15 protein-coding genes and 1 pseudogene are annotated in these 25,028 nt (G+C 43.2%); 7 read left to right on the forward strand and 9 right to left on the reverse strand.

The features are described 5' to 3' along the window. Positions 1-223: 223 nt before the first annotated feature. Positions 224-2,848 carry an alanine--tRNA ligase gene (gene alaS / locus H6679_05475; GenBank protein ID MCB9493695.1) on the forward strand — a complete coding sequence of 875 codons (2,625 nt, stop codon included), beginning with the start codon at positions 224-226 and terminating at the stop codon, positions 2,846-2,848. A 384-nt stretch (positions 2,849-3,232) separates the two neighbouring features. On the opposite strand, the gene H6679_05480 is transcribed toward alaS, so the two are convergent. From H6679_05480 to H6679_05505, 6 genes are all read right to left on the reverse strand, one after another. Next, positions 3,233-5,137, reverse strand: coding sequence for a PBP1A family penicillin-binding protein (locus H6679_05480; protein MCB9493696.1), 1,905 nt, complete (start codon positions 5,135-5,137; stop codon positions 3,233-3,235). A gap of 11 nt (positions 5,138-5,148) precedes the next feature. Continuing rightward, positions 5,149-6,426: a hypothetical protein gene (locus H6679_05485; GenBank protein MCB9493697.1), complete on the reverse strand. Its 1,278-nt coding sequence runs from the start codon at positions 6,424-6,426 to the stop codon at positions 5,149-5,151. A gap of 27 nt (positions 6,427-6,453) precedes the next feature. Further along, the gene (locus H6679_05490; GenBank protein MCB9493698.1) at positions 6,454-9,564 is read right to left on the reverse strand and encodes a hypothetical protein; all 3,111 of its coding nucleotides are present in this window, start codon (positions 9,562-9,564) and stop codon (positions 6,454-6,456) included. 77 nt (positions 9,565-9,641) lie between these two features. After that, positions 9,642-12,650 carry a hypothetical protein gene (locus H6679_05495; GenBank protein ID MCB9493699.1) on the reverse strand — a complete coding sequence of 1,003 codons (3,009 nt, stop codon included), beginning with the start codon at positions 12,648-12,650 and terminating at the stop codon, positions 9,642-9,644. A gap of 43 nt (positions 12,651-12,693) precedes the next feature. Continuing rightward, complete coding sequence (murJ, locus tag H6679_05500) at positions 12,694-14,244, reverse strand: murein biosynthesis integral membrane protein MurJ (protein MCB9493700.1); 1,551 nt, start codon at positions 14,242-14,244, stop codon at positions 12,694-12,696. A gap of 77 nt (positions 14,245-14,321) precedes the next feature. Continuing rightward, positions 14,322-15,011 (reverse strand): ABC transporter ATP-binding protein, encoded by a 690-nt coding sequence (locus H6679_05505; protein MCB9493701.1) that lies wholly within the window; start codon positions 15,009-15,011, stop codon positions 14,322-14,324. 207 nt (positions 15,012-15,218) lie between these two features. Here H6679_05505 and lon point away from each other — a divergent pair, with 207 nt between their 5' ends. Beyond that, complete coding sequence (gene lon, locus H6679_05510) at positions 15,219-17,582, forward strand: endopeptidase La (protein ID MCB9493702.1); 2,364 nt, start codon at positions 15,219-15,221, stop codon at positions 17,580-17,582. Between the two features lie 195 nt (positions 17,583-17,777). Here lon and H6679_05515 read toward each other — a convergent pair whose 3' ends face one another. Then, positions 17,778-18,278, reverse strand: a complete 501-nt coding sequence (locus H6679_05515) for a hypothetical protein (protein MCB9493703.1) — start codon at positions 18,276-18,278, stop codon at positions 17,778-17,780. A 252-nt stretch (positions 18,279-18,530) separates the two neighbouring features. On the opposite strand from H6679_05515, the gene H6679_05520 reads away from it, so the two are divergent. From H6679_05520 to H6679_05535, 4 genes are all read left to right on the forward strand, one after another. Further along, positions 18,531-20,162, forward strand: coding sequence for a hypothetical protein (locus H6679_05520; protein ID MCB9493704.1), 1,632 nt, complete (start codon positions 18,531-18,533; stop codon positions 20,160-20,162). A gap of 242 nt (positions 20,163-20,404) precedes the next feature. Then, on the forward strand, positions 20,405-21,091 hold the full coding sequence (locus H6679_05525; protein ID MCB9493705.1) for a helix-turn-helix transcriptional regulator: 687 nt from the start codon (positions 20,405-20,407) through the stop codon (positions 21,089-21,091). A 767-nt stretch (positions 21,092-21,858) separates the two neighbouring features. Further along, on the forward strand, positions 21,859-22,431 hold the full coding sequence (locus H6679_05530; GenBank protein ID MCB9493706.1) for a 30S ribosomal protein S6: 573 nt from the start codon (positions 21,859-21,861) through the stop codon (positions 22,429-22,431). Between the two features lie 25 nt (positions 22,432-22,456). Next, a complete protein-coding gene (locus H6679_05535; GenBank protein ID MCB9493707.1) occupies positions 22,457-22,741 on the forward strand; it encodes a 30S ribosomal protein S18 in 285 nt (94 codons plus the stop codon). A gap of 99 nt (positions 22,742-22,840) precedes the next feature. Here the strand turns inward: H6679_05535 and H6679_05540 are convergent, their stop codons facing one another. Further along, complete coding sequence (locus H6679_05540; GenBank protein MCB9493708.1) at positions 22,841-24,022, reverse strand: ATP-binding protein; 1,182 nt, start codon at positions 24,020-24,022, stop codon at positions 22,841-22,843. A gap of 24 nt (positions 24,023-24,046) precedes the next feature. Between H6679_05540 and rpsR the strand changes: the two are divergent. Then, positions 24,047-24,240, forward strand: a pseudogene (gene rpsR / locus H6679_05545) (30S ribosomal protein S18). Positions 24,241-24,278: 38 nt separating this feature from the next. Here the strand turns inward: rpsR and H6679_05550 are convergent. After that, complete coding sequence (locus H6679_05550; GenBank protein ID MCB9493709.1) at positions 24,279-25,004, reverse strand: hypothetical protein; 726 nt, start codon at positions 25,002-25,004, stop codon at positions 24,279-24,281. Between the last annotated feature and the right edge of the window lie 24 nt (positions 25,005-25,028).

Here is a 25,028-nt window from a genome sequence, read left to right on the forward strand (position 1 = left end):
ACAATATTTACAAATCAAAACAATTTTAATAAAAAACATTAATCTATATTCACAATTGTAACACATTCAATATTTTGCGCAAACGCGGTGAGTGTGGTATGATGAGCAAAAAGTACAAAAAATGGGTTTTTTTGAGGTCAAAAACTAACAAATACATTGATCTGATCGTACAATATCGCCGCTAAAAAATGTTCAAATTTTTTACTAAAAAACACGGATACCTATGAATTCTTTTCAAATACGCAATAAATTTCTAGAGTTTTTCGAAAAAAACGGCCATACCATCGTACCAAGCTCATCACTCATTCCAGCGCAAGATCCAACCTTATTATTTGCAAATGCTGGCATGAATCAATTCAAAGACGTCTTTTTGGGCAACGAAAAACGCTCATATACCACCGCAGCAACAGCACAAAAATGTGTCAGAGCTGGCGGAAAACATAATGATTTGGACAACGTTGGCTTTACCCAGCGTCATCTGACCTTTTTTGAAATGTTGGGCAACTTCTCGTTCGACGATTATTTCAAAAAAGAGGCCATCCAATTTGCGTGGAACCTGCTCACCAAAGAGTTTAACTTTGACACCGAAAAAATGTATGCAACCGTGTTTAAAGAGGATGATGAGGCATATAACATTTGGAAAGATGTTATCGGCCTAAGCGAAAGCCGTATCTCAAAGCTGGACGAAAAAGACAACTTCTGGCAAATGGGCGACACAGGTCCATGCGGTCCATGCAGTGAAATCTATGTAGACCTAGGCCCAGAACGGGGCTGTGGCAACACTGACTGCAAACCAGGCTGTGACTGCGACCGCTTCATGGAAGTCTGGAACATGGTGTTTATGCAGTATAACAAACAGGAAGATGGGACCCTTGCCCCGCTGGGTATGTGCGGTGTTGATACCGGCATGGGGCTTGAGCGCCTATGCGTTATCATGCAAGGCAAAAACAGCGTTTATCAAACCGACCTATTTCAACCACTGATCAAACGAATTGAAAAACACACTGGCAAGTCATATGAGGCTGCAAATGCTCAACTCAAAGCGGCATTTCACGTACTAGCCGACCACGCACGCTCAAGTGCACTACTCATTGCAGATGGCTGCTCACCGTCAAATGAGGGGCGTGGCTATGTCCTACGCAAAATTATTCGTCGTGCTGCGCTTTTTTCACAAAAATTATCCGCCGATCTTTCACTGTTTGTTGAGGTGGCAAAAGAGTTTATAGCCTACTTTACACCGGTATACCCAGAGCTCAAGACCAACGAAAAACTCATTATCACACTACTTTCAGGCGAAATTGAGCGCTTTACCAACAACCTTGTACAAGGCGAAAACATTTTTGCCACCTACATGGCCGAAAACAAGGCAAAGGACATTGAACAAATTACTGGCCAGCAGGCCTTTAAGCTCTATGACACCTACGGTTTTCCGCTAGAGGTTACCATCTTGCTCGCACAAGAAAATGGCATGAAAGTAAACATCACAGCATTTGAGCAAGAAATGAAAAAACAAAAAGAGCAGTCACGCGTTCAAAAGAAAACGGCAAAAGAAGATCTGCCCCAAGTTGAAAATATTATTACCGAATTTATCGGCTATCAAACAACAGAATGCAAGAGCCCTGTTGTGTTTGTTGACCATAAAGACGACTACTCATGGATCATTACAGAAAAAACACCATTTTACGTTGAGTCTGGAGGACAGGTCAATGACACTGCAACCCTGACCGTCAGAGATACAACATATCCTGTTCTTGACCTGGTTAAACTTGGCGACCTACATAAACCAGCTATTGCAGCAAAAATCGGCAATGCCATTGACGGAACAGGTCAGCGCAGCGACATTAAAAAAGACGATGTCGCACATTGCCTTGTCGATGCACAAATTCGTATAAATACCGTTAGAAACCACACCGCAACACACATGTTGCAAGCAGCTCTACTGCAGGTGCTTGGTCCACAAGTAAAACAGGCTGGTTCCGTGGTTAACGACAAATATCTACGCTTTGACTTTACTCACCACGAACCAATGAAACCTGAACAAATTGCTGCCGTTGAAAACATCGTCAACGACAGGATTCAAGAAGATATTAAAACAGAGGTCATACACACCACGCTTGATGATGCAAAGGCGCAAGGCATCATTGCTTTCTTTGGTGAAAAATATAATCCCGAAAGCGTTCGTGTCGTCAAAATCCCTGGTTTTTCAGCCGAGCTGTGTGGCGGAACGCACGCTCCCAGCACGGGCATTATCGGTAGCTTTAAAATTGTTAGTGACACAGCACTTGCAACTGGCACCCGCCGGTTAGTTGCTATCACAGGGCCTGAGGCCGTACAGACATTTCAACGCGACTTTAACACCGTCAAAAAACTAGGTGAGCTATTTAAGGCTAAGCCTGAAGAGGTGCTTGAAAATGTTGACCGCCTGCAAAAACAGCAGCAAGAAACACTGAGCATGCTTCGTCAATGTAAAAAACAACTCCTGAAAGCACAAATACCAACCTTTAGCAAACAGCTAACCACCGTTGGCAAGGTACCACTGCTCACACTTGAGCTAGAAGATGCAACCCCAGATGAGCTGCGTATGATTTGCCAAGAAATAGAAAAAGAGGCGCCTGGTTTTTACTTTATTTTGAACAAAGACAGCCAGGACAGTAGCCGACTGAACTTTTTGGCTTACACCAGCAAAGACGTGGCACAAACGGTATCACTTAAATCGCTTGCTACTGAGCTTAAGGAAAAGTTCAACATGCGCGGTGGTGGCAGCCCTACAACCATTCAGGGCGGCGGCGTTGATGTTGAGGCCGGTGCGGTTAAAGCTCACATAAAAAATTGGACTGCTGGTTTGTAACCAAACTTAAGTACATGGACAGTGGTGAGACTGGTTCGCCACTGTTCTTTGAGAATTTTTATAAAACCATCTTCTTGTGTCTTCCTGAACTTGTTTCATTGCTGGCCAAAGTGTTTTGAAAAACTTATTATTCATCCAAGTAATAACAATAAAAGGGTCATCCCCGAGGCCCATCGGGGATCTCTGTTTTATGATATCTTTACTCAAAAACTAATTATTTATACACAATTTCTTTCACCTTCAATTTTCTAGATTCCCGATCGGCGTCGGGAATGACCCAAGGGGGAATGTGTATCCCACTAAAAAAAACTTATTTCAAAACACTTTGGACACTTGTAAACCATGTACTCTGACTTGATCAGGGTATTGCTTTAGGTCCAGTCCTCAGTCACGTAAAACCGTTACCACCCGTTTGCTATCAACTTCACTGCACTCCTGACCGGTAAACCAGTCAATGCTCACCTCCTGCAAACGAGGGTCTATGTAAAACTGTTTTGTATACGTTGGGATCCCTTTATGCATGTTCACCCAAATCGGCAATGCCGTTTTACTTGCATAAAAATAATTTCCTAGGCTACGTCCATCGTCACGTCCAATGTACAGCGCTGTTGAAAGCTCTGGCGTTGCGCCAATAAACCACATACTCGCAGCACCATTAGTCGAGCCAGTCTTGCCAATCGTCTGCGTATCAAGCCAGTCATTGCCGTAGCGCGTACGAGCATGCTTCATGCAATGGGTAAGCATGTTAACCATCTTTGAATTCAGCGTATGGTCAAGGACTCGATGCTGGACACCTTCGTGTTCATACAACCGCTTACCAGCTTTATCTCTGACGTGTTCAATCAAATATGGCTGCACATACACGCCATTATTTGCAAACACATTAAAGGCGGCAACCGTTTCTTCAATCGTCGCTTCAGACGTACCTAACGCTAATGATGGATATGGCGTTAGACAACGCGCTAAGCCAAATTTTTTTGACCACTCACAAACACGCTCTGGACCAAGTTCAAGCAAAAGCTTGATGGTGATAATATTGTTTGATTTTGCCAGAGCTCGCACCAAGGTCATTGAACCTTCAAATTTTTTGTGCCAATTATTTGGCTTCCACATTTTGCCGGGACTAATTTCCATCTCAAGCGGCTCGTCAACAAACACGCGCTCCATATTAACACCATCATGCAAACCACATGCATACAAGAATGGTTTAAATGCTGAACCCAACTGACGGGATGCCTGTATTGCACGATTAAATTGCGACTGTTTAAAATCAACACCACCAATCATAGCCCTAATGCCACCAGTAGTTGTATCAATGGTCATAAGACCACCATTAATTTGGTTACCATGTTTTTGGCGCAGCTCATCGAGTTGGTCAAGAAATGCTTGCTGAGCCTGCGCTTGCACCGCACTATCCAAGGTAGTTTTAATAACGAGTCCCTTTTGATACAACACATCCCTGCCCCACTGTTGTTCTGCCCAGCTGCGAACCCACTCCTGAATATAGAGCTTAACATTGCTACTCACCGCCAAATCATCAAGTTCAAGCGGAAGTTCTCTTGCTTGTTGCCAGCGTTGCTCATCAATAAAGCCAAGCTTGCACATACTGGCAAGAATTATATTTCTACGTTGCTGCGCACGTTCAATATTATTCAGAGGAGAATAAAAACGCGCCGACTTTGCTACAGCAGCAAGCGTTGCTGCTTGTTCAAGTGTTACCTGACTTACTGACTTATTCCAAAAACGCTTACACGCCGCCTGCACACCATAAATGCCTCGGCCAAAATATAAAATATTAAGATACAACTGCAAGATCTGCTCTTTTGAAAGTTGACGCTCAAGTTGAAATGCAAGCCCAACCTCCCGCAACTTACGATGAAAAAAACGCTCATCCGACAGAAACATACGTCGTGCAAGCTGCTGAGTAATCGTACTTGCACCTTGCACAATGCGCCCTCGCATACAATTTACTATGACCGAGCGAAGAATACCTCGCAACGAGATACCACAATGTGAAAAAAAATCATGATCCTCTGCAGCAACAAAGGCTTTAACCAAGACATCTGGAAGTTGATCAAACGTTACCGGATCACATTTTTCTGCTTGAAAACGAGCTATGACCTTTCCATACCGATCAAGCACAAGCGATGGCTGAGCCTCTTTGAACAGGTCAAACGTATTAACGTCAATCCAGTCGGGACTCAAAAAATAAACAAGTCCGCCCAAAACACAGCAAATACTTATGTAAAAGCAGCCTATCGTAAAACGAAGGTATGAGCGAACTAACACCTATTAACCTGTTAGAAATGAACAGCAAACTGACCACCAAAGGTATGGGGGTTAACCACACCACGCCCCGTAATTGGCAGTTTATAGAAAAGACTCATTTGTGGTTTTAACCAATACTTTGATTCTGTCATAAAGTCATAACTTACCTGAAAAATAAAATTATGGTGGTTCCACTCTTTGAGCGAGTTTGCTGTGTTAACAATGATGTAGCTAAAATCATCAGACTTTGGAGTTAGGCGATCATCGTCATGTTTGACATATTCGTATGCAACTTTGGCTGACAAGCCACCTGCAAAACGAATTGCCTGTAGGAATAAATAAAATTTCCAGGTTAGACCATGGTTTTTTGTTGCACGCCCTTTGTTTAGCAACAAAAATTCTGTTTGACCTTCATGTGTTTTGAGTCGACGTATGCGTGTGTCATCAAAGAGAAGCAAAAACTCAACTTCACCACCAAGACGAATATCATGGGTAAAGTCTAGATCGAGGGCTAAGGCTATCGGCATACCCCAAGCACCGTCGTTACCAAGTGAAAAACTGAGCGCTTTGTCCTCGTCACGCTCAGCACCAGTCGGAATTGAAAGACCAAGCTTAAACATGAACGTAACATTTTTCAGATGCTCTTTGCTTTGACGATATTTTTCAAACCAGTGTGCCAAAATAACTAAATCTCCAACACCAGTTTTGTCCCACTCGCAAATGTCCAGACATCCAAGCTCTTGCGCTTTCTTTTTAATGTCATCTGTTAAAAAGTCACACACAATTTTATTGCGTGCATCATTTTGACAACGATTAATCTTAGTCATGCAAACATCTTCAACCTTGGCGTAGCGAACAGGTAGATACACACCCAAACCAAAACGGCCTGGAATGCCACCACTTTTTGGCATTAAATAGGAACCGTGCAGTGTTACATCAAGCTGTCTAAACTTACCAGTCATACACAACTGTCCCCAGTAGTCAGTCACACCGTTTGAATCAAACCGATCAAGAATTGGCTTTGTTTTTGACGCGTCACATGGTAATGGTTTTCTGATCATGTCCACGCTAGACTGCGTGCAATCAAATATTTGTAGTACATTCGTTTTATCGCCATTATGATCTCGGCCTGAGCTTGTATCACCGTATTCAATGTGCGCACCAACTCTAAAACGTGTGTCATCATAACGGGGTAGCCGCCAGTGCGGATCATACGGCGGGAAAAAGTTTGTTGGTGCAAACGCTTGCACCTGACCGGCAATCAGTGTACCGATCAAAAAAGCTAACCGTACATTTTTGTACTGTTTCATTGCTGTCCTTTCATCGAGCTGGCATCATTACTGGTTTAAACGCACGCCCCAATCACCGGGAACAAGCAGCGCGCCTGAAGCTGGCTCTCGTACCACACGCCCAACAACTGCAGAACATTCCTGATTAACATCAAGCAGTGGTGTTAGCTGGCGTGTTATTGTTGGTAGCGAAAACGCATTCATATTTAAAAATTCATCATGTTTAAAATCACGTGGAAGCGTGTGAAAAATAAAAGAACCATCATTGGTAATATTAAAACGATATTCACCCAAACTTAAAAATGGTCCCTCTAGCATATCACTATTTTTTATTGCTTTAATTGAGTTTGTTCCTAGAGTAAGCGCTCCATCGACATCAAAGCGGTACAGTTTACCGGTATTGCATGACGAGTCAACTTCAATAACATAGACATTGCCTTTTTCACTTGCCTGTCCACGTGTTTGCGAAACATAACTCATCGGAGCAAGCACTCCAAGATTTTTGCCATTGACCGTCACCGGTTGTGCTGTCGGATTGGTGCCAAACTTTGTTGCAAACAGCCCTTTGGTTGTTGTCAAAATTCCTCGGCTGTTGTCAGAGCTTCTTGCCTCACGAATTGGTAAAAAGTCACTGAGCAAGGCATCAGCCGGTAAGTTAGTCAGTTGTAGTTTCTCTTCGGCAAGTACATTTGCAGGACTGGCAAATTTAGCTACGTTCAACTCAACTGCAAACAAACTGTCCATGGTCATAACATACAAGTACCCATCACGCGCACGCAGGCGTGTGGCGTAGGTAAAGCTGTTACCCGCAGTTGATGGGGTCAATTTTTTAAATACAAAGTTGCCTTTTGGAAAGCCACCTGCGCTCAAATTAAGTAGTCCTGTTACTGCGTCCCAACCTGCACCAGTGGTAGCATCAGCGAGCACAGCAACACCATTAAGTCCTGAAACAAACAACCAGCCTTCGCCTGTCCCCTCAAGACGAGCAACCTCAACACAGGTGAGCGGTGCAATATCTTTAAGCACTTGATCATCAAAAACAAAAATGTTTTGGTCATCGCCTGAGGTATGGTAGGTTTTAACCGGACTGAAACGTCCACTTTCAAATTTACCGGTTTGAATCAGCGCAAGCTTATTAGTGCTGATGGCTGCAACCATGGTAAACCGCCCCTTGTCAAAACCAGGTGTCTGGTCATCAAATGCAAACAACTGTTGCACGCCACACGCGCCTGAAGAAAATATACTGGCAAGCTGACTGCTCAGGTTATGCTCCTGTCCATCTTCGTTTTCAGGACTGAGCAACTCACTGCTGCCCCAACCCGTCACGCGTGCAGTACAAAAATCAAGCAGCTGCGTCGGGGTAGTATGCGAGTCTGTAGTCAGATAATAAAAGTTGCCACGAATACGGTCAATGCCCATGCCTTGCACGCGACGCACATCACCCATCACACGTGTCCATGGAGTCCATGCCCTGATAAATCCGTTACAGTCAAAGAGTGCATTGCTTTGGAAAATACCTGACGTCTGATTATCAGGACCAATCAGGGTCACATACACCGCATCCCCTTCAACATACAGATCCTGCACGTAGGTTCCGTCAAAGAACTGGGCATCTTTACCCACAACCGCTGGTGCGTCAGTATCTGCAAGCATGTTGTCAAGATTAACTGGCGTGTCCATGGTAGTCGCTACAGGCACTTTTGTTGGGCCCACGCCTCGCAATTTACCTTTTTTGGTCTCGTCAGTCTCACTCGTGTCAATAAGCGGCAATGCATAAATTTTATCGCGCGTCTGGTCGACAAACGTGCTTGCACTGCCAGAGCCAAGCTGTGCTTGTGTTATACCCTGGGCAATCAGATAACTTTTACCTGTGCTGGCGTGCATTGTTCGCACGCGAGGAAATGAAACACCCACATCAATATCGCCATCTGTTGGGTGAGTAGTTGTGTTTGAGAGTCCGTCAAGATACGCACCTACAATGCGATTAAAAATATTTGTCTTGTCTGCAGCAGTATTGTCGTAAAAATGTGCACGTGTCACGTCTTTGACAAACGGCTCAATAACAAACATTTCTGGGTCAGTAGCTGTTGCAGCCACAAAACGCCCAACAAGCAACCCAAGTACTCCACCTTCTTTACTTTGGTCATCACGACGGACCCCATTCAGGCCGATGTACAATCGTCTCAGCCTGTTATCCCAATGTAAACTTGCACCGCTCAGCTCAGCGCGCGCAATAATGTCATTGACTGGCGCTGAACTTACAAAGGCAACATGTCGATCATTGGCCACATTATCGGGAAACTGAAGCGTTTCAATTCTTCGTGCTCTTGGCATGTCACTGCTAGAAACACTATCAACATCACGCACACTTAGTCCAGCGCCGCCACGTCGAGCAAGCCCAATGCCGCGCTCTACACCATCAGCAGCATTTGTTTGGGTTGCAAACGTCTTACCATTTTCAGAAACAGCTACAAACACCGAGTTGTTGTCAAAAACTACTTCATTGGTAGCAGCGATAGCAACTGCTTCATTCGTTTGATTTCCAGCAGCATCACTAAACTCTGGTGAAATTAAAATCATTTCATTGCTACACAAGTATGCTTTTGTATCATTTTGCAGCAACACTGCAGGAAACTGTCCGCCAAACAAACTCATGTCTGTGACAACATTGCCTGCAAATGCCTCACCTCGATCAAACGGCTCAACCAATACTGTACGCCTGCCAGCAGAATCTGGACAATCGCCCTGACGAACACGTGTCAGTGCAAATCGTTTAAGATCGGCATCCACAATCATGCTCTCAGTACCAAAAAATAATGTTGGCTGAGGCTGAGCTGCGTAGACAACTTTGCCAAATGTCACCGTCTCGTCCTGTGCTGTATTTTGCACCTTTTTACCAGGAATTGAACGCTTGGCCCCAGCTCGCTGTTTTGTTTGCTTAGTTGCGCTTGCAACAGTTTTAGGCCTACTCACAGTTTGGCCCACACTCTTTTGCTGTTCAAGCGCTTTCTTTTCAGCAGCTTCACGCTCAAGTGCAATTTGTTGGCGCTGCTGCTGGGTCAGCCGCACAACGGTCCCGCTCGACGGCCACACACTGCACGTGCTTGCGCTCAGCATAAGAACACTGACAATGGCCACATATTTTTTTCTCATCTTCACAAAAACTCCTAATGAATATACACAAGTTCTGGACCCCCGATCGGTGTCGGGGGTGACCCAAGTTTGTTGCCAATTATTTATTCACGCACACGTACGCCAAACTCGCCAGGAATGTACACCGCGCCCGAGGCAGTATCCAAAACAAATTGCCCTAAGTGCAGTCCATGGCTCATCAACAAATTTAAGTTAATCGCACTGTTGGCATCATCTAACTTTGCAAAATCACTTTCACACGGGCTGAGTGCTGCATATTCGGTTGTGTGCGAAGGCAGCTTACCAAAATGTCTACCGCGACTGAAACAATCTAAAATTCCTGATACTTCTTTTGTTGCTGGCTCGAAAGTGCCGATGGTATAAAACTGATCGGTGGCCGTTCCTAAAGATTGATAATTTTCTGTAAAATGCGCAAGCGTTCCATCACCTGGCGCATTAAAGCGATACACGCTCAGCGTTTTTCCGTCAAGGCCCAGCGCATAGGCATATAAATTGCCATCAGCAAAAATACCATCACCGGTTACAAAACCACCTCGCTTGAATGAAACGAAATCAAGTTTGAGTACCGGTCCAAGACTAAATCCAGCAACGGTCATACCCGCCTCATTGGTAAGCTTTATCTTTTTAAGTGAAACCCCTGATGAATCAGTTGCGCCATCATTCACATCAACTTTCAACAGACCTTTTGATGTTGCTAAGGCAAACTTGGTGGGTCCTGCATTAGGTCTGCCCAATGGGAATATATCAACAAACACATCAACATCTTCTATCAATAAAAACGCATCCGTAGACTCATCAGCTGTTTTAACCGTTACCGATGCACTGGTCAAGTCAAGCAACTGCACCACGGTTGGCGTTGCGCTATCAGTTACTTTAAACAACTTGTCGCGCGTCAGCACATACACAACAGTATTTCCGTCAACATCTCCTCCACCGATAATGCGACGAACATCGGTAATTGGGCTGCCATTAAATTGAACTTCGGTATAAACACGCGCTCCACCCATGAGAACACTTTTCAGCAATGCACCCAAGCCACCTACATAAAATGTTCTATTTCCAGCAACTCGAACATAGTCTAGAGCTGTCACTGGACCCATTTTATCTAAAACAGTCTGGCCTTCGTCGATAAAAACTTTTGTACCCCCTTCAAAAGCTGCAGTCGGAATAAACACTGCCGTTGGATCAGTCGTGTCACGAACCCCTGCAATTACTTCAGCAATACGCCCTTTTCCGCCAACATACATTTTTGACTCTGCAGGATTTTTTACAGCATTATCAAAATCGTCAAAAGCTGGTGTTTCATGGTCAAAATTGAACATGGAGTACACACCTTCGTCCATCTCAAAAAAACTCAACGCATTAGATAAATACATTGATGTAAAACTGTTTTCGGTTCCGCCATGCAACGCATCTGAACCAACACTCCAACGTGTCATTTTGACAGTGTTAATGTCACTACCGGTTGACGCACCACTTTGAGAGGTCAAATAGTGAAAATTGCCAGACATTGGGTCAACACCAAAACCAAACACCGCGTCGGTACTGCCCATAGCACGCTCCCACGGTGTCCATGCTCTGATATTTCCATCAACATCAAAAATTGCACGACTTGAAAAAATACCACGCTCTTGCAGCTCAGTACTATCACGCGTACCTTTGACTGAAATATAGACAGTATCGCCCATTACCTTCATGTCGGTTATGGTGGTAACAACATTTTCATCTGTTTTTGCCAGGTCATGCGAAATATAACTGTCATTAACACCAACTTTTGCTTTTTTTGAATCTGCTGCCACGCTCAAATCAGGCACAGCATTAATGATTCCCGCTGTTTGATCGTCAACACCATTATTTAAAGACCTGACCGCAATCGCATACACCTGTTTTTTCAACGCATTCATTCCGTCATCAGTTGTTCCAACACCGCCGTTGACAATGACATAGTCTTTGCGTGTACTCGTGCGCATCGTTCTGACATGAAACACCGATGCTCGACCATTTGCAAGACCATTAAAGCCAATGATTCTATTTGCTGTCCCATCAAACATACCTGACCAATCAAAAGTATTCCCGCCAGTGTTTGGATCCATAAATCCGTCTGTGTTAACTGCCGCACGTAAGATCATTTTTTTATTACTATCATTACCATCAAACAATCGACCAACAAGCAAACTGGTCACAGCACTGGCACCACGCACATCGGTCAGCCCCACAAACAAGCGTTGTAGCGTCTCGGACCAATGAAGTGAAACACGCTCAAAAGAATTAACCATGCCCGTATTAATCGTAGCAGCAGACCCTCGTGCAACGGACGCCTCACCAACTGCATCATCTGGTGTTAATTTAACCTTGTATGCGCCACCAAGCGTGTTACTGCCAGTACCCGCATCAATTTGCGTCACGGCTGCAGCATCAACCTTAAGCAACGCAATTCCTGAATTTGTCTCGCCAAAAAAAGTTCCACCATTTGGTCTGACCGCTGCAAACAAATTTCCCGTTGCTCCAGTAGCGGCAACGATGCCAGCAGTATCAGCATTAGGCGTTGCATCCTTGAGCACTGCACTTTGTAGTACTTGTGTGCCACTTGCAGGCTTACCCTCCTCAACACCATCAATAACGACATGCAGCTGAGTACTTAAAGCATCGGTCACTACCAGCGGTTTTTTGTCTTGCGTTAAACCAAGAGCATTAATTTTAGCATCGTAGAGTGGATTATTTTGAGCATCAGTCCTATTAAGTGTGGTAAACTCTGGAGCAATAGCTGCAATGTCTACAACCCACACGCCATTTTCTCGCTTGAGCTGTGCACGCGATAAAGAATTTTCAGTCGAAGCATTTGCGGCACCCAAGTAAAATCTATTACGCCCAGCAAATGCGGTTTTATCAAACACAACACTTTGTGCACTGACAGCACGTACACCATCAAGTTGTTCAAGTACTGCACGCTCTTCAGGGCTCAAACTTAACTGATCAAGTTGGGCAGCACCATCTCGTGGTGACAATGACGGGTAGGCTTGACCGCTTAATGCAGCCTGAGCATCGACAATGAATATTGATAAGAAAAATAGCAATGAAACAATTTTGTGCATCTCTAGTCTCCTTTACACCTTTTATAGCACACTTTTTATTTTTTTACCCCAAAAAGTAGGACTTGATGCCATACCAGCGACGTGTAAAAAACATCAACAGCATAAGCGCAAGACCAAGCCCAATTGAGATAAAACAAAATCCAATTCCCTGAGCAAAAAACGCAAGTATTTCAAAACGAACAATGACCATCAACGCCAACTGTAAGAGTGACCAAAACAAAATGCTGCCAATCGCCAACTGTATACCAAAGCGACTCAAAAAACGGGCATAATCAACAATATGAAAGCGAAAATCATGGCGTGTATGTAAAAAGTATAAACATGCAGCAGTCATACTTGCTGCAGCAATACCATTTGCCGCTGCAATGCCCGCAGCACCAAAAAAATACATACCAACAATGTCTCCAACAATGTTGATAACCGCACACACACCAGAAACAAACGATGCTGATTTAGTATCCTTAAGCGCATAAAACATGTTCAATAAAATTTTGTTCAAACACAAAAATACAAGTCCTGCACAGTACAAAGCCAAAAGCCATGCGCCCTGCTGCATCTGCTCAGGGGTCCCCTTTTTACCAAGCAAAAACGTAAACAATGGATGCGCTATGTACATGAGCAACATCATTGATGGCACAATCGCCCACGTCACAAATTTGGTTACCTCAATCAAATAAAAACTCAGACGGCGCGGTGCATAGAGCACCAGGCGAGAAAAATGCGGAAGCAAGATGGTTGAAAGCCCTATAGCAAATATTCCTAACGGAATGTTCATAAATCGAGCGCTGTAGTACAGCAATGACACTGAGCCTTTAGGCAAGAAAGATGCAACAACGCTACTAACAAATAAATTAATTTCAAACACGCTTACCCCAAGAAAGCAGGGCAAGAATCTTGCAAGCACTGCCTTGAACGACTCTTTTGCTTTTTGCGTAAGCGGTGCAAAACTAAAATCAAAATAAAAGTAGGCAAACAGATGGCTCAAAAACTGTATAAACGCTGCAACAACAAAACCAACGCACAACCATTTGGGTACAAGATTAAATGTCAAACATGCCGCAAGAGTACTGATGACAACAATGTTAATGAGTGCAGAACCTGCTGCAGGGATAAAAAAATGGTTAACCGACTGCAACGCGCCAGTAAGCAACGCACTACTTGAAATGAAAAGCAAAAATGGAAACATAATGCGCAAAAATGGTACTGCTGCGCTGACCTGTTCTACCCCAAACCCAGGTGCTATAATTTTAATGACCCATTCGGCTTTGAGCAGCACAAACAGATACATACATAGCACAATACCTTCAAAAAACAAAAAAGCCTGCGTCATCAAGCTATTTGCCGTTTGCTTTTTGTCTTGCTTGACAAGTTTGACAAACTCAGGGATAAAAGCTGCGCTCAAAGCACCTTCTGCAAAAACATGTCTGAAAAAATTTGGAATTTTGAATGCCATGACAAAGGCATCAGAAAGTACCCCCACACCAAAGTAGCGTACCAGTAATGTTTCGCGTATCACACCTAAAAATCTACTAAAGAGTGTAAGCCCACTTACTTGAGCCATTTTTCCAAGCAGGGCTTTTCTTTGCTGCGACATGTCTCCCTTTTCTTAAACACTATGAAGAAATTTGGTTTTATTTACATGTAGACATGCACAAAAGCATAAAGTAGTTACTAATCCTTTGCAAGAAACAAATGACCATTTTCAAGTCTGTGCAGAGTTTGCATTTTACCGTAGACCGCATTGTCATGGGAACAAACAATAATTCCAATATTCCAACGTTTTTGAGCGTGCAGAAAAAGATCCACTATCTTTGCTGCATTGTCAGCATCCAAATTTCCTGTAGGCTCATCTGCCAAGACAAAAGCTGGCTTATTGATCAACGCACGTACAACAGCAACCCGTTGCTGCTGGCCTCCAGAAAGATTTGTTGGATTTTCATCCTTTCTCTCCAAAAGACCTACAAAATCAAGCAACTCACAAGCATGGCTATACACATCGCGCTGTTGCTGCCCTTTACACATTCCAGGCAACATAATATTTTCAATTACTGAAAGTTCTTTGAGCAAATAATGAAATTGAAACACAAAACCAATAGATGTATTCAGAAATTGGCTTTTTTGCTTTGCCGACATAGTCTCAAGGTTGCAATCACCAAACGAGACCACTCCTGTCGTCGGCTGATCAAGACCTCCCAACAAATGCAGCAACGTTGACTTACCACTTCCTGAAACCCCAACAACGGCATAGCTCACGCCTTGCTCATAAGACATAGAAATATTTTTTAGCACCTGCTGTGCTTGCATTCCCTGACCAAACTCCTTGGATACATCCGCCAGAGAGAGATTTCTTTTTTCCGACATCTCATTTTTCCTTTTACAACCAATTCAATTTCACCATCTTAGCAAGAACCTTGCACGGACTCAAAAATTTTTTTTATGATAAATGTAACACTTGCTAGTCACACATTAAAAGTTTTTGACATTACAAAGTAAAAAAAGAGCACAGCTTCATGTAAAAAACACATATAAAAAATTCATTCATAAAGGCATTAAACAAGGGGGGAGCTAATGGATAGTTCTAAAAATGCCTATTTTGGGGTGGAAGATATTCCAACAATTATTCCAGTCATACCAACAATTGATGTGGTTGTCTTTCCACACATGGTAGTTCCGCTCTTGATTCTTGATGAAAAAATCATCAAGGGAGTCGAACACACCCTGGCATCGTCAAAAAAAGTTCTTTTACTTGCAGCGCAACAACAAACATCAGGATACCACGGTCCGATTGGTATACAAGATTTATATAAAGTGGGTACCGTCGGCAACATAATGCGCGTTATGAATTTACCCGAAGGAGGCATTAAGGTCCTTGTACAAGGTATTTGCAAAGCAAAAACAGAAGAAATAATTTCTGACCAAGATTTTTTACAAGCACAAATAACCGTAAACCAACAAGAGGAAATAACACCAGAGACCATGCCCGAAATTGAAGCTTCTATAAAAAATATTTTTAGCTCCATAGAAAAAATTACTGCAACAGGAAAAATGTTTAGCCCCGACTTTCAAGCAATCTTATCTCAAATTCAAGACTCTACCAAGATCGCTGACTTCATACTCTCGCACTTAAACCTAAATGTTGGAGAAGCGCAAGTCTTACTTGAAAAAGAAAGCTTTAAAGACTTACTCAACGGCATTAACGAACATCTGCAACGTGAATTTGATTTAAACCACATGCAAGAACGCATACGCAACAACACAAGGGAGTCTATCAATAAGTCGCAACGTGAGTACTACTTACGTGAGCAACTTAAAGCAATTCAAAAAGAACTTGGTGAAGAAGGTGACGCAGACACTGAAGACCTTAAGCGCAAGCTATTTAGCCTACCGCTTCCACAAGAAGCAAAAGTTGAGGCACAACGACAAGTAAAACGCCTTGAAAAAACAGCGCCCGACTCAATGGAGGCAACCGTCATTCGTAACCACTTGGACTGGATTTTGAGTATGCCATGGGGCAAACTAACACAAGATAACAATGATATTGCCCGTGCTAAAGAAATACTTGACCACCACCACCATGGCCTAAGTGATGTCAAGGAACGTATTTTAGACTTTCTCTCCGTACGTTTTTTAAAACAAGATTGCAATGCACCAATTCTTTGCCTGGTTGGCCCACCTGGCGTTGGCAAAACATCACTCGGTAGTTCTATTGCCGAATGTTTGGGGCGTAAGTATTTTCGCATTTCACTTGGTGGGGTTTATGACGAATCTGAAATTAGAGGCCATCGCCGAACCTATGTTGGTGCATTGCCTGGCAGATTTATTCAGGCAATACGCAAGTCAGAAAGTTGTAATCCAGTCATCATCATTGATGAGATAGATAAAATTGGCATGTCAAACCGTGGTGACCCATCATCAGCTCTGCTTGAAGTACTTGACCCAGAACAAAACGGTTCATTTTATGATAACTACTTAGGCATTCACTTTGATCTTTCAAAAGTTATGTTTATCGCTACCGCAAACGATGCGTCTACCATCCCAGGACCACTTCGTGACCGTATGGAGGTTATCACGCTAGCCGGGTACACACACGATGAAAAGCTTGAAATAGCTCAGCGCCACTTAGTCAATAAGGCGCTTACCAACACTGGTCTGACAGATAGGGGCTTTACCATCGATGCAGATATCATTAACAGCATTATAACCAACTATACCCAGGAAGCGGGGGTACGTGACCTAGCTCGCAACATCCAAAAGCTATGCTCAAAATTTGCACGCTCGCTTGTTGAGAAAAAAGAACAATTGGCTTTCACCAAAGACAATTTAGAAATATATCTTGGCCCATGCAAAAATCGCACCGAAGAATTTATGAAAAATAATCGCATTGGTGTTACCAACGGCCTGGCATGGACACCGTACGGCGGCCAAATCTTGCGTGTAGAAGCAATTTTAATGAAGGGGTCAGGCAAGCTCTTACTAACGGGACAACTGGGTGACGTACTTAAAGAGTCTGCTCAAGCTGCTATTACCTATGCCCGAGCACACGCTGACGAATTTGGTATTGATAAGGCGGTTTTTGACACATGTGATCTTCACATCCACCTCCCTGCAGGGGGAACACCCAAAGACGGCCCATCAGCAGGTATCAGCCTCCTTTCGTCAATACTTTCAGCATACACCAAACGCGCTATCAAGGGCGATTTTGCCATGACCGGTGAGCTTAACTTGCAAGGTGAAGTATTACCTATCGGTGGGTTGAAAGAAAAGATACTAGCCGCAAAACAAAATGGCGTACACAACATCATTGTGCCCAAGCTAAACGAGAAAGACATGACAGGGCTTGAAAAACTTCAGGAAGGCTTGAAAATCATTTTTGTAAAACACGTTCAAGAGGTACTCGACCAAGTACTCATCCCAATAGAACCAGGAGAATAAGATTTTAAGCAACACTTTATAGGTGAGTTAAATCTCCTACACCGTGTCTTCCTGAACTCGGTTCAGGATCCAGAAAATGGAATTCCCTAATATCTGGACCCTGAAATAAATTCAGGGCGACATTGGTCGAAGCATACTTCATCTCCTCGTCCCAGTAGAACCAGGGGAATAAAAAACAAGGCAGATGTAAAAAACTTACATCTGCCTTATCAACATCTCCACAAAGGAAATACCATCTTCTATCACTTTTTGGTAGTACAACAGGGAACGGTATCTTTTAGCTGAAATCGGGTAGCGAGAACGTCGCTTAACTTCCCAGATATAGTTTCTAAAACGTAACTTCTCTCGATAAAGCTCTGCCAAGAGATCTTCTAGCTCCCTGTCGTCAAAAAACTCACGTCCCTCATGCATGGTGTCAATTTCACCATCTTTATACCGCTGAGCATAAAATTTACGTAACCGTTGGACATGTTCAACCAAATCAAGAAGACGTTTGAAATTATAATTGACCTGCCGACGCATCTCACGCCGAAACACCATCCCCTCATTCTTTGAAAAATCTTTTCGCATCGAGCTGATCAAGTCACTCTGCTCAGTAAAAAAGCGATTCTTAATAACCAAAAATGTTTTACGTGCAACAAGAACAAGCATTGTTATGCCTAAAATAGTCAGCATATAGCGCATCCACTGCTTCATACTAACACCTGTTCTTTCTTCTTCATTACATATCCATTATTTTCTATTGGTGAAAAATAAGCTCAAAATTTGCCACTACTACATTTCTAATTGTACTCATATACGCATTAAAACTCAATAATAAAGGCTTTTTTACCGTACAAGAAGTTACCGTCCCCCAGTTGACAAGGACAAAGCATTGCGCAAAGCTATGTCACCTTAAAGATGCTGTAGTAAAAGTTTTATTCCCACACCACACACGAAATGGACGATATGAAGGAACTATCAGTCATTGAAAAATCAAAAAACGTTCTAATAATCGGCTTTTTCGCAACCTTCTTTACCATAGCAACAACCTTTATTTTAAGTTATATCTCTATCGCCACCATGGTGGGTCCCTGGTTTGCCCCAACCATAGTCCTGGTTTGCGCTATGCTCCTGCGCGAGCACACCAAAAACCATGCAAATGCTTTTTTAATTCAAGCAATCAGTGCTGGAGGAGGCATTATTGCAACCGGCGTAGGCTTTACTTTGCCCATGCTGTACTTTCTTGAACCAGAGCTCTTTTCCACCTGGCTTCAAGAACCACTCTCCTTCTGCGGTTTTTTAAGCCTTTTAACTTTTAGCGCCGGCCTGATTGGCCTCTTTTTGGGCAAAACGTTCTCTCATAAACTCTTAACAAATCAAGCACTACGCTTTCCCGTCAGCCAGGTAATCTACCAAACGGCTGTGGCACAGGACCAACCAAAACAGGGAGCAATGCTCGGCCTGGGGGGAGGTCTAACACTCGTTGCCAGCTTACTTAAAGACGGCCTTGGCAGCATACAGGGCGTATTGCCAAGCTCAATCCCGCTCATACCGTTTGTCACAGCCCGGTGGGCCGCAAGCTTTACCATCCCACTCTGGCCAGGTATGTGGGCGACCGGATTCATTATTGGGGCCTCATGCATCGTCCCACTCATTGTTGGTATTGCAACAAAACAAGCAATTTCATATACCCTAACAACCTACTCACTCATTAACCTCAAACCAGAAAGCTTCATGATTGCATTTTGTGGGGGAATGCTGTGTGCAGATATGATTTTAAGCAATCTCAAGGGCCTTAAAAAGTTGCTCACCAAACCAAGCATTTTGACCGGTCCCAAACAGGCTCTGGGCAAGACTTACCGTAAGCTTACCTCAGCATTTGTTGACTTACGCATGCTCAAAGCACTGCTCAGCTTTTTACCAGCCTCGCTCCTACTAACCCACTTTCAGTTCAGTGTCCTGGCCCAGCTTACCCTGTTCGCACTAACCGCACTCAGCTGTTACCACATCTGCTTTTTAGGGTGTCAGATCGGCTTGCTCCAATTTGGCCGCTTTTCAACCTTTGTACTGATTCCCATGTTCCTTATTTTCAAGCTCAACTTCCTCCAAGCAACCATCATCTGCGTCTTTTTCAATGTCTGTGCCGCCGCAGCGGCTGACCTGCTCTTTGACTTTAAGATTGGCGCCATGAGTAGTATAAAACAAAAAAAAATGGAATACGCCCAACTGATAGGGCTTTTGCTCACATCACTCTCGATCGGAGCCATTTTGTGGTTTATTTTTACCCACCTACCCCTAGGCTCAGCTCATTTGTTTGCCCAGCGAGGACAGGCTAAGGCGCTCCTCATTCAAACATTTCAGTTTGACCCACTGGTAATGACCCTGGGTGCACTCTTTGCCATAGCGCTCAAATTTGGACGCGTAAGTGCTATGATGGTATTCAGTGGAATCGTCATGCCAGTGCACATGAGCCTGGGCATCATTGCTGGAAGCTTGGCAAGCAAGATCTTTCCAAACCAGCAAGCCGGCCTACCCTTTTGCGCAGGCATTTTCACCGCAGAGTCTTTGTGGATATTACTACGCATCTTGTGTGTATAATTGCAATAACACCATCAATTCGACTTTTTCTAGCAGAATTATTACAAAAAACACCATTTGTTCACAAAAACCAAGCAAAAAACCCAATTAACATCCTCCATGAGGACACTTTTAAGCAATCCTTCCCCCCAGAGGCCAGTTGACAGACTGTAAGAATAGTCTATAATTTATAGTAAATATAATGTCAGTTTGTGTTGATATTAAGTATTACAAGTACTGTAGACGACTATTAGGAGGTCATCATGATTTCAACTAAATTACGTATTAAAGAGCTGCTTCGTCAACGCCGTTGGACCACCAAAATATTGGCTGAAAAGACGGGTATGTCAGAAAGTTACCTGACACACATTAAAAATGGAACACGTCGTTGGAACGAAGACGCACTCAAAAAGCTCGCTGTTGCATTTGAGCTTGAGCCGATCGACATGTTTGACTATGCAAAAAATCGCACCGACCAGCCAGGCAGCACATTGCAACTTCCTGAAGAAATAACCGCCGCTGTTAGCACCGGAAAATTACGTGTTGTTCCTGTTTTAAGTAGCATCCCAGAACAACCATCAGACTATAACAACCAAGTGGCACAAGCCAGCTCATCAAGCAGCACCAAATTTGTTCCAGTCATGTCTGCTGAACACCAAGAACAGGGTATGTTCTGTTTAGAAGTTGACAATGCTGACATGATGCCAACATTCAATAAAGGCGATATGTTGGTCATTGCACCAAATGAATGGACAAACTCGGGTGACATCGTTGCTGTTGAATACGGAAATGAAAATCCAGTACGTGAGATCCGCCAAGTAAACTTTATGGACGATTTTCTTATGCTTGAGTCAGTCAATCACAAAACATCTCCGATTGCCCTGGTTCGAGGCAAAGACAACTTCCGCATCATTGGTAAAGTGATCTTCCGCTACCAAAAAATGGCATAACAATACTCCTTAGGTGCCCCCCATGCCACCTAACACTTTTCTAAATCGGCCTATCCGGCTTTCTTTTGGCACTGCCTTAAGTGCTTAGCGTCATTCTGACAACTTTTTCCCGCAAACAAACTTTCTTGTTAACTTCATGACACTTACTCATACATGCTCGGCACCAGGCCTGCCCTTTTAGGAGTTATCATGGATACCGGCTCCTCGGTCGCCGGCATCTTATCTTTACCCACATTACAAAACAAACAAGTAATTTCACTATAATTTTGCTTTAACTTTTAATTGTGTTTGTATCTTTTAATAAATCTTCGTCTCTTACTTTGTCGTCCCCGCGGAGGCGGGGATCCAGAACTTATTTTTCCATATCAATCGATTTAATCAATTGATTCGACACGTTACTCTGCATTTTTTACTAACAAACCACTTACTTAAATAAAACTAAAAATTTCTGTCGCCTCAATCCCCGCCGAGCTTGTCCTCTGGCTTGACCAGGGGGCGGGAACGACGAAATTATGGCGTTATTTTCGTACAAATTGCAGCACTACCACTTGTGGGTAAAGATAAGCGCCGGCATGATGATTTCCCCTTGCAGGTAAATTTGTAAACCTACAGCCATTGCAAAAAAACATACTTCTGATACGATAAAAAGCATCTACAAGATGTCATTGTAGACAAGGTACCGTTAACAAACCCACACTGGGTTTAGTTATCTCCTTTTTGTATTTATTTCCATGTATACGTGCATAGTTTAGGAGAACCATACCATCATGATGCAACGTTATGAAACACTGATGCTTGCGGGCACAGAAATCACCGACGATGAACTTTCATCGCTCGAAGCGCTCTTTGATAAAAAGTTAGGCGCTGTCCAGGGCAAACTTTCTCTTTTCGACAAGTGGGGCAAATATCGCCTCGCCTATCCTGTCAACAAAAATGGCTACGGCATTTATGTCTTTTTGCGCTATGAGCTGCCAAAAGAAGGTGCTCAAGTTTTGCATGAGCTTGACAAGGATATCAAGATCAAATTTAACGAGATTATTTTGCGCCATGTCACAATCAAGCTTGCAAAAGATGCACCAAGCACCTACCACAAGCCTGAGTCTGTAGACAGTGCTGCAAACGGATCAATTGACAGCTTCATTAAAGAAAATAAAATCGAAAACTTGCTTCAAAGCGTTGACGCAACAACCAGTACTTCACAAGAAGAACAAGAAACGCAAGCTCAAGCTGGTCCTGTCGCTCACACCTCAAGCATTTCAGCACCTACCCCAGACGAGCACGGTCAAACAGCTGACAGCTCATCTGAAAGTGAAAGCGACTCAGAATCTGACGAACGTTAATTTGAACTAAAAGAGGAATATCACTATGTCACGCATTAAACTCCGCCTCAGCTCACGGCTATTAAAGAAAAAAGTCAGAAAACAGGCATTCTTAAACCCTAAGCACTGCCGTTTTTGTGGCAGCGTTGAGCAGGAACAGGCACTTGATTATAAAAACTCAAACTTGTTACGCGGTTTTATGACCGAGCGTTTCAAGATTTTGCCATCACGTGTGTCAGGTAACTGTACCTATCACCAACGTCAGTTGGCAACTCACATCAAGCTTGCACGCAGCATGGCACTCCTGCCATTTTGTGCTATTCATATCTAAGAAATTAAAAGAGGGAAGCATAAAGCTTCCCTTCTTTTTTGACTCTATCTGGCAAATGACTGCCCAAGCCAGGCAGGTTTTCGAAAATAGCGTTATATGTTATTGCTGATTTTGTATGATCTTGTCAATATCACTCCAACCAACAACTGTTGCATGCTTGCGCTCATACATTTCATCGCCAGCATAAACTAGATATCCCTTGCAATCTTGTTCGCTAGCAACCAATTGATGCCAGGCAATGAGAGGTTCAAAAAATCCTTGATTAATTGTCAACGCTGATTTAATTTCTATTGGTACAATACGATCGCCATATTCAAGCAGGCAATCGACTTCATGTCCACGTGCGTCACGCCAAAAATAACAATTTGCCTTCTTGCCCTGATTAAAACGATATTTTACAAGTTCACTGAGCACAAACGTTTCAAAAATAGCCCCACGCATGCTATGCCCATACAAAGCATCTACTGATTCAACGCCAAGCAACGCACATACCAGCCCTGGGTCATAAAAATGAAGCTTAGGCGTTCTAACAACGCGACGATTAAAACTTTTATAAAACGGCGGAACAAGCCAAATGATGTAGCTTGCCTCAAGCAGTGATATCCATGCACGCGCCGTATTAACGCTAATACCACAATCATTTGCTAAGGATGTATAATTTAAAAGCTGCCCAACCCGTCCAGCGCATAACTTCAAAAAACGCTGAAACGTTACCAAGTTTGCAATATTAATAACCAAACGAGCATCACGCTCAACATATGTTGCCACATAGTTTGCCAACCACTCAGACGGATCTAAATTGTGCACGTAAATTCGTGGATAAAGCCCCTGAAACAATATTTCTTCAATACGCCCAGGCAGCATGTCAGCACAACGCATCTCGTTAACGCTCAATGGCAGTAACGTTAGCAAAGCAATACGCCCAGCAAGTGTTTGTGATATTTTTTCTTGCATCAAAATGTTTTGAGAGCCTGTGATAATAAAATATCCCGGCCTATATTGCTCATCAACCATGCCCTGCATGTAAGAAAGCAGGTGAGGAACCTCTTGTATCTCATCTAAAATTATGCCATCCGGATTTGCATGCTTTTGAAAAAATAACCGTGGATCATCCATTGCCAGCATTTTTTCGTCAGGAGACTCAAGCAAAACATATTTGTGTTTGGCAAATGTTGCCCGCGTCAGTGTGGTTTTTCCAGACTGACGAGGCCCAACCACAGCAACCACCGGATATTGGCCAGCTAACCTTTCTAGCGAGCTCTGTAATGCACGTTTAATCATAATAAACCCTTCCTTGTGTATAGTATGCAATCAGATTGCACATTTTACAAGGGTTTGACTCAGTATCGTCCTGAAGCAAATTTTATGACCGAGCGTTTCAAGATTTTGCCATCACGTGTGTCAGGTAACTGTACCTATCACCAACGTCAGTTGGCAACACACACATCAAGCTTGCACGCAGCATGACACTCCTGCCATTTTGTGCAATTCATATCTAAGAAATTAAAAGAAGGGAAGCATAAAGCTTCCCTTCTTTTTAAGGTTCTGTTTCCCAATCATCATCATCACTACTGCTACTTCCAGTGCTAGAGGGACCGGCAGTACTAGAAGGGCTGGTGGAATGTTTCTTTTTAAAAAGATCGAACACTCCGCCTAAAACCCCATAGTCCCCTCTCTGTCGTTTAGCTGCTTCAAGTTGCTCATTTGCTTTATCTAATTTCTCTTGCTGCTTCTTTTTGTCTGTAGAACTAGCATTTTTTAGCTCAAGATCCGCAATTTTGACTTCAGTTTCAGCTTGAAGAACAATATTATTTTTCAACTGTAGGTCGAGCTTTTCCACGTCCTTTTTAATTTTATCAAATTCATCTTTTGCTTTATCAAGCTGAACCTTTGCGCCTTCAACTTCACTGCTCTTTGCATTAATGTCTTTTTGTTTGCTTTCTTTTGTTCCTGTAATTGCCGCACCCTTTAGTTGCCCCTCAAGCTTTTGTAATTCTTTACTCAGAGAATCATGCTCAGACTTCTTATTGTAAAATATCTTCTCATTGCTTGACTTCTCTTTTTCTGCCTTTTTCAAATCAGCAGAAAGCGTCTTTTCCTCTTGTTGTTGTTCTTTCAGAGAATCACGAAGCTCCTGAAGCTCGTCAATCGCTGCAGTCTTTTTTAATCCTTTATGGCCTTTCTTAATTGCATCAGCAAATGTACCCCCTGCTGTACTTTTTGGCGATGTATGCGGAGCTTTTGCATCTACAAAACTCATCAAGTGTAACATTTTTAACTTGATGCT

This window comes from Campylobacterota bacterium, assembly GCA_020633995.1.
Classification (GTDB): Bacteria; Babelota; Babeliae; order Babelales; family RVW-14; genus JACKCO01.